Source organism: Polymorphobacter sp., assembly GCF_051860865.1.
Lineage (GTDB): Bacteria > Pseudomonadota > Alphaproteobacteria > Sphingomonadales > Sphingomonadaceae > Sandarakinorhabdus.
In genome coordinates, this window is record NZ_JBIMKZ010000030.1 from 21046 (window position 1) to 29954 (window position 8909).

The window sequence follows — 8909 nt, forward strand, 5'->3', positions numbered from 1 at the left end:
TTTGGTGTTCAGGCTTGTTCGAGTGCCCGGCTGTCGGCGATCTTCTGTCGCCATTGCGCCGGACCCGTCTTGTGGACGCTGGTGCCGCTCGAATCAACGGCGACGGTGACCGGCATGTTCTCGACGGTGAACTCGTAGATGGCTTCCATGCCGAGATCCTCGAAGGCCAGGACCTTGGCGCCCTTGATCGCCTTGGCGACCAGATAGGCGGCGCCGCCGACGGCCATCAGATAGGCGGCCTTGTGGCGGGCGATGGCCTCGATGCCGGTCGGCCCGCGCTCGGCCTTGCCGATCATGGCGATCAGGCCGGTGTTGGCGAGCATGGTCTCGGTGAACTTGTCCATCCGCGTCGCGGTGGTCGGGCCGGCGGGGCCGACGACCTCGTCCCCGACCGGATCGACGGGGCCGACATAATAGATGACGCGGTTGGTGAAATCGACCGGCAGCGGCTGGCCGCTGGCGATCATGTCGGCGAGGCGCTTGTGGGCGGCATCGCGGCCGGTGAGCATGCGGCCGTTGAGCAGCAGCCGGTCGCCGGGCTGCCAGCTGGCGACGATCTCCGGGGTCAGCGTATCGAGGTTGACGGGGATGGCCTGGGGGCTGGGCTTCCAGTCGACCTTCGGCCATTCGGCCAGCGCCGGCGGCTCGAGATAGGCCGGGCCGTTGCCGGTGAGGGTGAAGTGCGCGTGGCGGGTGGCGGCGCAATTGGGGATCATGGCGATCGGCTTCGAGGCGGCATGGGTGGGGGCGGTGAGGATCTTGACGTCGAGGATGGTGCTGAGGCCGCCGAGGCCCTGGGCGCCGATGCCGAGATCGTTGACCGCGTCGAACAGCTCGATGCGCAGTTCCTCGAGGGGCGAATTGGGGCCGCGAGCCTTGAGCTCGGCCATGTCGATCGGCTCCATCAGCGCTTCCTTCGCGAGGATCATCGCCTTTTCGGCGGTGCCGCCGATGCCGATGCCGAGCATGCCCGGCGGGCACCAGCCGGCGCCCATCTGGGGGACGGTGTTGACCACCCAGTCCCGGATCGAATCCGACGGGTTGAGCATGGCGAACTTGGACTTGTTCTCCGAGCCGCCGCCCTTGGCGGCGACGGTGATCTCGACCGTGTTGCCCGGCACCAGGGTGATGTGGGTGACGGCGGGGGTGTTGTCCCGCGTGTTGACGCGGGTGAAGGCGGGGTCGGCGAGGATGGAGGGGCGGAGCTTGTTGTCCGGGTGCAGCCAGGCGCGGCGGACGCCCTCGTTGATCATCTGCTCGACGGTCATGCTGGCATCGAAGCGGACGTCCATGCCGATCTTGACGAAGGCGACGATGATGCCGGTGTCCTGGCAGATCGGGCGGTGGCCCTCGGCGCACATGCGGCTGTTGGTGAGGATCTGGGCGATGGCATCGCGGGCGGCGGGGCCCTGCTCCAGTTCATAGGCGCGGCCCAGCGCGCGGATGTAATCCATCGGGTGGAAGTAGCTGATATATTGCAGGGCGTCGGCGACCGACTCGATGACATCGTCCTGGCGGATGACGGTCTGGGGGGTCATGGCGGGTCTCCTTTACGCGGCTCGCGGCCCTCTTAGCGACGTGTGCGGCAGGACGGTAGGGGGGTTGCGCCTGCGGCGGCGGCGGGTTGTCGCGTGATACCGTAATGGACGCGAAAAATGCGTTTCGGCGATAATCAGGGCTTGCGTTCAAATCTGGATGAGGCACAATCCCTAGTCGGTGTTCAGACAGTAAACACTAGGTGTTGCGTGTTTGCACAAGGAATTCTGTCCACAGCCGGACAGTGGGCTGTGGATAGCGGGGATAGAATGGGGTCCGTGCATTTTGGTGCGTGATCTTGTTTTGTTCTTCGGATAAGATCGGGGGATAAGCCGTGGTGAGTGATTTTCAGGAGCGTGGGTCTGTGAGCGAGAGCGATGTCGATGTGATGGAGGCGCCGGTGTCGTCGCCGCCCCTCAAGCCGGCGGTGACCCGCGCGTCGAACGAGGTGATGGCCTGGCGGTTTCCGGTCGAGGTCGACCGGACGCGCGATGCGCTGCTGACCGACTTCGGGCGCGAGACGCTCGACGACCGCTATCTGCTGCCGGGCGAGAGCTATCAGGACCTGTTCGCGCGGGTGGCGGCGGCCTATGCCGATGATGCCGGCCATGCCCAGCGGCTCTATGACTATATCTCGCAGCTGTGGTTCATGCCGGCGACGCCGGTACTGTCCAATGGCGGCACCGGGCGCGGGCTGCCGATCTCCTGCTATCTGAACTCGGTGAGCGACAGCCTCGATGGCATCGTCAACACCTGGAACGAGAATGTCTGGCTGGCGTCGCGCGGCGGCGGTATCGGCACCTATTGGGGCCGGGTCCGCGGCATCGGCGAGCCGGTGGGGTTGAATGGCAAGACCAGCGGGATCATTCCGTTCGTGCGGGTGATGGATTCGCTGACGCTGGCGATCTCGCAGGGGTCGCTGCGGCGCGGGTCGGCGGCGGTGTATCTGGATGTGTCGCATCCGGAGATCGAGGAGTTCCTGGAGATCCGCAAGCCGAGCGGCGACTTCAACCGCAAGGCGCTGAACCTGCACCATGGCGTGCTGGTGACCGATGCCTTCATGGAAGCGGTGCGGGACGGGACGACCTTTGATCTCGTCAGCCCGAAGACCGGCGAAAAGCGCGGGCAGGTCGATGCGCGGAGCCTGTTCACCAAGCTGGTGGAGACGCGGCTGGCGACGGGCGAGCCGTACATCATCTTCGTCGACGAGGTGAACCGGACGATGCCGAAGCACCAGCGTGACCTGGGGCTGAAGGTGTCCACGTCCAACCTGTGCTCGGAGATCACGCTGCCGACGGGGCCGGACCATCTGGGCAACGACCGGACGGCGGTGTGCTGCCTGTCGTCGCTCAACATCGAGACCTGGGACCAGTGGCATGACCAGCCGCTGTTCATCGAGGACTGCATGCGCTTCCTCGACAATGTGCTGCAGGACTATATCGACCGGGCGGAGCCGGAGATGGCGCGGGCGCGCTATGCGGCGTCGCGCGAGCGGTCGGTGGGGCTTGGGGTGATGGGGCTGCACAGCTTCTACCAGGCGCGCGGCATCGCCTTTGAGGGCGCGATGGCGAAGAGCTGGAATCTGAAGATCTTCAAGCATATCCGGGCGCAGGTCGACCAGGCGTCGATGGCGCTGGCGGTGGAGCGCGGGCCGTGCCCGGATGCCGCCGACATGGGCGTGATGGAGCGGTTCAGCTGCAAGATGGCGATTGCGCCGACGGCCTCGATCTCGATCATTGCGGGGGGCACGAGTGCGTGCGTGGAGCCGATCCCGGCCAATGTGTATACGCACAAGACGCTGTCCGGCAGCTTTGTGGTGAAGAACCCGTATCTGGAGAAGCTGCTGATCGCCAAGGCGAAGAATGCCGACTCGGTGTGGAACTCGATGCTGGAGAATGGTGGATCGGTGCAGCATCTGGACTTTCTGACGCCGGACGAGAAGGCGGTGTACCGGACGGCGTTCGAGATCGACCAGCGCTGGCTGCTGGAGCTGGCGGGGGACCGGACGCCGTATATCGACCAGGCGCAGTCCCTGAACCTGTTCATTCCGGCCGATGTGGAGAAGTGGGACCTGCTGATGCTGCACTACCGGGCGTGGGAGCTGGGCATCAAGTCCCTCTACTATCTGCGGTCGATGAGCCTGCAGCGGGCCGGCTTTGCCGGTGGCGTGGAGGTGGACAATACGAGCGAGCGGCCGGTGATGACGGTCGAGCGCCGGGACTATGACGAATGCCTCGCCTGTCAGTGAGGCTGACCTGCGGGCGCAAGCCCGTGGCACTCGGGCTGGTGACAGCTGGTCCGGGACGGTGAGGGGGCCATGGCGATGACTTCCACGACTTGTCGCCATGACCCCCTCCCAAGTTGAGATTTTACAAGGTTAGGAAAGTTACGCCAATGTCCCTCCTCAAGGCCTCCAAATCCTACAAGCCGTTCGAGTATCCCTGGGCTTATGACTTCTGGAAGCGCCAGCAGCAGATCCACTGGATGCCGGAGGAGGTGCCGCTGGGCGAGGATTGCCGCGACTGGGCGCAGAAGCTGACCGACCATGAGCGCAATCTGCTGACCCAGATCTTCCGGTTCTTCACCCAGGCGGATGTGGAGGTGCAGGATTGCTATCATGACAAGTACGGGCGGGTGTTCAAACCGACCGAAGTGAAGATGATGCTGACGGCGTTCTCGAACATGGAGACGATCCATATCGCGGCGTATAGTCATCTGCTCGACACGATCGGGATGCCGGAGAGCGAGTATAGCGCATTCCTTAATTACAAGGAGATGCGCGACAAGCATGACTTCATGAGCACGTTCGGCGTGGACAATGACGCGGATATTGCGCGGACGCTGGCGATGTTCGGCGGGTTTACGGAAGGGTTGCAGCTTTTTGCTTCGTTTGCGATGCTGATGAACTTCCCGCGCTTCAACAAGATGAAGGGGATGGGGCAGATCGTCAGCTGGTCGGTGCGCGACGAGACGCTGCACTGCGAGGGGATCATCAAGCTGTTCCATGCCTTTTGTGCCGAGACGGGCGTGCTGACGGCGAAGATCCGGGACGATATTGCCGATGTCTGCCAGAAGACGGTGCGGCTGGAGGATGCGTTCATCGACCTGGCGTTCGAGATGGGTCCGGTGCCGGGGATGACGCCGAAGGACATCAAGAAATATGTCCGCTACATCGCCGACTGGCGCCTGAAGCAGCTGGGCATGATGCCGATCTACATGGTCGACGACCATCCGCTGCCGTGGCTGACGCCGCTGCTCAACGGTGTGGAGCACGCCAATTTCTTCGAGGCGCGGGCGACCGAATATTCGAAGGCGGCAACGCGCGGCAACTGGGGCGAAGTCTGGGACGCCTTCGACAGCCGCAAGAGCGCCAAGTCGACGAGCGAAAATGGCGTCGCCAATGCCGAGGACGACCGGCAAGGCGGGTTGTTGGGAGTGGCAGCGGAATAGCTGCCACTTTCAGCTGATCCGAAAAATTGTACTATAGTGTTGCGAAAATATTATTACTTGATTTTATTCATCGAATGCATAACGCATTAATTCTATATGCTGTTTCAATCTATCGAGTGCATTAGGCGTTACAAGCCCTGTAAAGCTTAATGTCACCGAGCAAGATTTGGTCAGCATAAATCGCACATTTTCGATTGTGTGATAATTTGCATCTTGCAAAGAAAAGTTCGAATTTAAATGATTATAAGATATATTTGTTAAATTCGATAAAATGCTATTATCAATAGAATGAAAATTTTCCTTTTCTTTGCTCGGTAAGATCACAGATTCCACTTCGCTCAACGTTTGTCGAAGGGATTTGATACAATCATCCGCACCTGCTTTTGAAAAATCCCGCGATCGTATCAAAAACGATCGTATCGGCTCGTCAATCTTTGGGATTTCACCGCCAAATTGATTTCTAATTTCGCGAAATGCATCGGGTGAGTTGGCAGCTGTTTGCAATGCGTCTGCATATTCGTCGAACGAGCTAGGTTCGAAAATTTTCATCCCAAGCTCACTGATGCGCAACTCTCCGCGCAGACCATCAACCAATCCAAACTGACGGACGGCTCCTAGTGCTGTCGCGCTTGAACCGTTCTTTCCGTTGAAGCCCATCATCACATAGACCGTTGCACTATCAACGGGACTTTTGTGTACGCCCGCATAAATCTTCCGCGCAAACTGAATGGCTTCAAGCACCGATATGCGAGGATATCGCGGGCTCCTTGAAATTGTAACGGACATCGTACGCGCTCCATCACGTTCGTAGTTATACAGCGATATGCACATATAACACCGTTTAAACGGTGTGACAAACAAACAGAAAACCGTGTCAAGCAGAAAACCGTCAAAGTTTGGACGTTCACAGAGACGTTCGTTAGACGCTCAAAATGACGCCTTGCGGCTTGCTCAGCTGGGGGCAATGTGATAGGTTAAGAATGCGAAAAGGCGGGATCGTCTCACCGACCCCGCCTTCCGACCGCCGGAGAAAGCATGGAAGCACTTTCACGGCGAGTTGGTAGAGGACCGAAGGCCCGCCACTCACTCGCGGTCATACGTCCTGAATCGCTATCCTTCAACTGCTTCCTGAAAGTACGAAGATGTTGACGTCGACGAAGAAGCCGATTGGTACGACCGTCTCGACGGGTCACCGTTGCCCCGAAAGCGGTGTTTGGCAGGCCCAGCGCTCGCCTTACGGAACTGCTCCGATTGCCATCGGCAATGTGATGCCTCCGTACCATGGGGCAGCCGTTGTGTGGAAGTTGTTGCAGTACGCGTAATAAATGATGGGCAGGCGGAAACGCCTGCCCATTTTGCTATACTGAACGGCTGGCTGGTTAGATGGAGACCGGCGATTACGTAATTATTGGTTGGTTTCGGGGTCCGGGGCCTGAGGCCCCGGCCGCCGGAGGCTCCCTTTCTTCCCTCCTCCAATTCCCCCACTTTCCGCTGATGTGAATCTCGCGCGCTGGTGTATTGCGGTGCGGTATTGGGTGGAGGTCGCATGGCTGCGGGTTTGCTGGCGTTGCTGGATGACATTGCGTTGATCGCCAAGGTGGCGGCGGCGAGTGTCGACGATGTTGGGGGCATGGCGGCGAAGGCGAGTGCCAAGGCGGTGGGGGTCGTGGTCGACGATGCGGCGGTGGCACCGCGGTATGTGACCGGGTTTGCGGCGGCGCGGGAGTTGCCGATCGTCGGCAAGATTGCGCTGGGGAGCCTGAAGAACAAGCTGCTGTTCCTGCTGCCGGGGTGCCTGGCGCTGTCGGCGTTTGCGCCCTGGGCGATCACGCCGCTGCTGATGGTGGGGGGCACCTATCTGTGCTTCGAGGGGGCGGAAAAGCTGCTGGAACTGGTGCGGCCGCACGCGGCGGGCGAGGCCGAGGCGGTGGAGGCGGACCCGGCGGCGCGGGAGAAGACGATGGTGGCGGGGGCGATCCGCACGGATTTTATCTTGTCGGGCGAGATCATGGCGATCTCGCTGGCGACGGTGGCGGGGGAGCCGCTGGAACGACAGGCGGTGGTGCTGGCGGTGGTGGGGGTGGCGATCACGGCGCTGGTCTATGGGGTGGTGGCGCTGATTGTGAAGGCGGATGATTTCGGCGTGGCGCTGTGGCGGAGTCCGGGGGTGCTGGGGAGCACGGGCAAGGCGATGGGGCGGACGATCGTAAGGGTCGTGCCGGGGATGCTGGAGTGGCTGGGGTATATCGGGATGGCGGCAATGCTGTGGGTGGGCGGCGGGATCGTGCTGCACGGCATGGAGGAACTGGGGTTCGGCTGGCTGAGCCATGGGGTGCATGATTTGACGACCTGGGCGCTGGGGGTCGGCGGGCCGGTGCTGGGCTGGCTGGCGGGGGCGACGGCGGCGGGGGTGTTCGGCGTGGCGCTGGGCGGGGTGGTGGTGGCGGCACTGCATCTGCGGCCCCGGGCGGCGGAATCGCACGGATGACAAGCGGGGGCGGCGGGCCGGGGGTGTGGGCCGGCGCGCTGCTGGTGGTTTTGGGATTGGGGGTGACGGCTTGTGATCCGGCGCCGGAGGGCGGCTGGGGGCCGGTGGCGGAGACCGAGGCGCTGGGCGAGGGCGATCTGGCGCGGCTGGAGGTGCCGGCGGACGGCAAGCCGCTGACGCTGGCGCTGGCGGGCGGGGTGTCGGTGGTGCAGCCGATTCCGGACGCGCGCGGACAGGGCTTTGATGTGGACGGGGTGGGGGCGTATCCGGGGGCGCGGTTTGAGAAGGTGTTGCTGCGGCTGCCGCGACTGGGGCGGCGGGACGGGGCGCGGCTGCTGGTGACGGTGGATTTCGTGAGCGAGGCGGCGCCGGAGGCGGTGGCGGACTGGTATGCGGCGCAGTTCGAGCGGCGGGGGCGGATGGTGGCGCGCGACGGGCTGGTGCTCAACGGGCAGATGCGGAACGGCGACGACTGGACGCTTGTGATGCGGCCGGGGGCGGGCGGCGAGAATGGCGGCAGCATGGGCGAGCTGCGGGTGCGGCGGCGGGGGTTCGAGGCGGAGGGCGCGGCTGAAGAATCAGGGGGTTGAGCGAGGTTTTGGCTCCGGCTTGATTTTTTTGGGGGGCCGAGCGGGCGGTTGCGTTGTTAGGATCACATGCGGTTGTTCTGGCGCCCTTCGGTTTATCTGTCGTTCTTTGCCGCCGGCGTCGTGGCGCTCGGCGTCTGGCTGTTGCCGCGGCCGCTGACGGACGAGCAGCTGCTGCCGCCGGCGGGGCTGCCGGCGTCGCTGCGGGCGAACGGGGTGTTCAGCGGCGACTGGTCGTTCCTGTCCGGGGTGGCATCCCCGGTCGACGTGATGGTGCGGCGGAGCCGGGGGATCAGCCAGGAGATGCTGGCGTCGGCAATCCGCGCATCGACGCGCGAGGTGATGCGCGAGGGCAGCCGGCCGGTGCCACACAAGATGATCGACCATCTGACCCGGCACTATGGCCACACGATCGTCGAGCGGGTGCGCTGGACAGTGCGGGGGCAGCGGGCCGAGCTGGGATCGCTGCTGACGGCCTGGGTGCTGGAGGAAGGGGCGGTGACGCTCGACCATGTGATCGTGTTCGATAACGCCGACCTGGCCGACAACCTTTGGCTGTGGGCGCATGAGCTGGCCCATGTCGAACAATATCGGCGGCTGGGAATCGACGGCTTCGCCGCCGCCTATCTGGCCGACTGGCAGGGCATGGAAGCGGAGGCGACAGCACGGGCCGACAAGGTGGTGGCAGCCATCCGCGAGGAAGAGGCGAACGCGCCGGTGCTGTGGCTGGCGGGGGATGAATAGGCGGGGTCGATAGTCAGGAGGATGTGGCTTGCGGGGGTTTGGCAAGAAGGCCTGCGGCGGGAGGGAGGGTGCCTCCGGCGGGGGGGGGGGGGGGGGGGGGGGGG

General features: G+C 63.1%; 7 protein-coding genes. 5 read left to right on the forward strand and 2 right to left on the reverse strand.

Going from position 1 to position 8909, the window contains the following annotated elements; translation table 11 throughout:
• Nucleotides 1-8 precede the first annotated feature (8 nt).
• Nucleotides 9-1538, reverse strand: a complete 1530-nt coding sequence (locus tag ACTIFJ_RS07595; protein WP_439533495.1) for a fumarate hydratase — start codon at nt 1536-1538, stop codon at nt 9-11.
• Nucleotides 1539-1924: 386 nt separating this feature from the next.
• Between ACTIFJ_RS07595 and ACTIFJ_RS07600 the strand changes: the two genes are divergently transcribed.
• Entirely contained in the window at nt 1925-3784 is a 1860-nt protein-coding gene (locus tag ACTIFJ_RS07600) for a ribonucleoside-diphosphate reductase subunit alpha (protein ID WP_439533506.1), read from the forward strand.
• Between the two features lie 146 nt (nt 3785-3930).
• A complete protein-coding gene (locus ACTIFJ_RS07605; RefSeq protein ID WP_439533496.1) occupies nt 3931-4986 on the forward strand; it encodes a ribonucleotide-diphosphate reductase subunit beta in 1056 nt (351 codons plus the stop codon).
• Nucleotides 4987-5049: 63 nt separating this feature from the next.
• On the opposite strand, the gene ACTIFJ_RS07610 is transcribed toward ACTIFJ_RS07605, so the two are convergent.
• Nucleotides 5050-5727 (reverse strand): hypothetical protein, encoded by a 678-nt coding sequence (locus tag ACTIFJ_RS07610; RefSeq protein WP_439533497.1) that lies wholly within the window; start codon nt 5725-5727, stop codon nt 5050-5052.
• Nucleotides 5728-6532: 805 nt separating this feature from the next.
• Between ACTIFJ_RS07610 and ACTIFJ_RS07615 the strand changes: the two genes are divergently transcribed.
• From ACTIFJ_RS07615 to ACTIFJ_RS07625, 3 genes are all read left to right on the forward strand, one after another.
• Nucleotides 6533-7474, forward strand: coding sequence for a DUF808 domain-containing protein (locus ACTIFJ_RS07615; RefSeq protein ID WP_439533498.1), 942 nt, complete (start codon nt 6533-6535; stop codon nt 7472-7474).
• The gene (locus ACTIFJ_RS07620; protein ID WP_439533499.1) at nt 7471-8064 is read left to right on the forward strand and encodes a hypothetical protein; all 594 of its coding nucleotides are present in this window, start codon (nt 7471-7473) and stop codon (nt 8062-8064) included. Before ACTIFJ_RS07615 ends, ACTIFJ_RS07620 begins: the two co-directional genes overlap by 4 nt.
• A 66-nt stretch (nt 8065-8130) precedes the next feature.
• On the forward strand, nt 8131-8805 hold the full coding sequence (locus ACTIFJ_RS07625) for an eCIS core domain-containing protein (protein WP_439533500.1): 675 nt from the start codon (nt 8131-8133) through the stop codon (nt 8803-8805).
• Nucleotides 8806-8909: the final 104 nt, after the last annotated feature.

Excerpts from the sequence above, each read along its gene's own strand:
- ACTIFJ_RS07595 (WP_439533495.1), bottom strand. The coding sequence starts at position 1,538 with ATGACCCCCCAGACCGTCATCCGCCAGGACGATGTCATCGAGTCGGTC.
- ACTIFJ_RS07600 (WP_439533506.1), top strand. The coding sequence starts at position 1,925 with ATGGAGGCGCCGGTGTCGTCGCCGCCCCTCAAGCCGGCGGTGACCCGC.
- ACTIFJ_RS07605 (WP_439533496.1), top strand. The coding sequence starts at position 3,931 with ATGTCCCTCCTCAAGGCCTCCAAATCCTACAAGCCGTTCGAGTATCCC.
- ACTIFJ_RS07615 (WP_439533498.1), top strand. The coding sequence starts at position 6,533 with ATGGCTGCGGGTTTGCTGGCGTTGCTGGATGACATTGCGTTGATCGCC.
- ACTIFJ_RS07620 (WP_439533499.1), top strand. The coding sequence starts at position 7,471 with ATGACAAGCGGGGGCGGCGGGCCGGGGGTGTGGGCCGGCGCGCTGCTG.
- ACTIFJ_RS07625 (WP_439533500.1), top strand. The coding sequence starts at position 8,131 with ATGCGGTTGTTCTGGCGCCCTTCGGTTTATCTGTCGTTCTTTGCCGCC.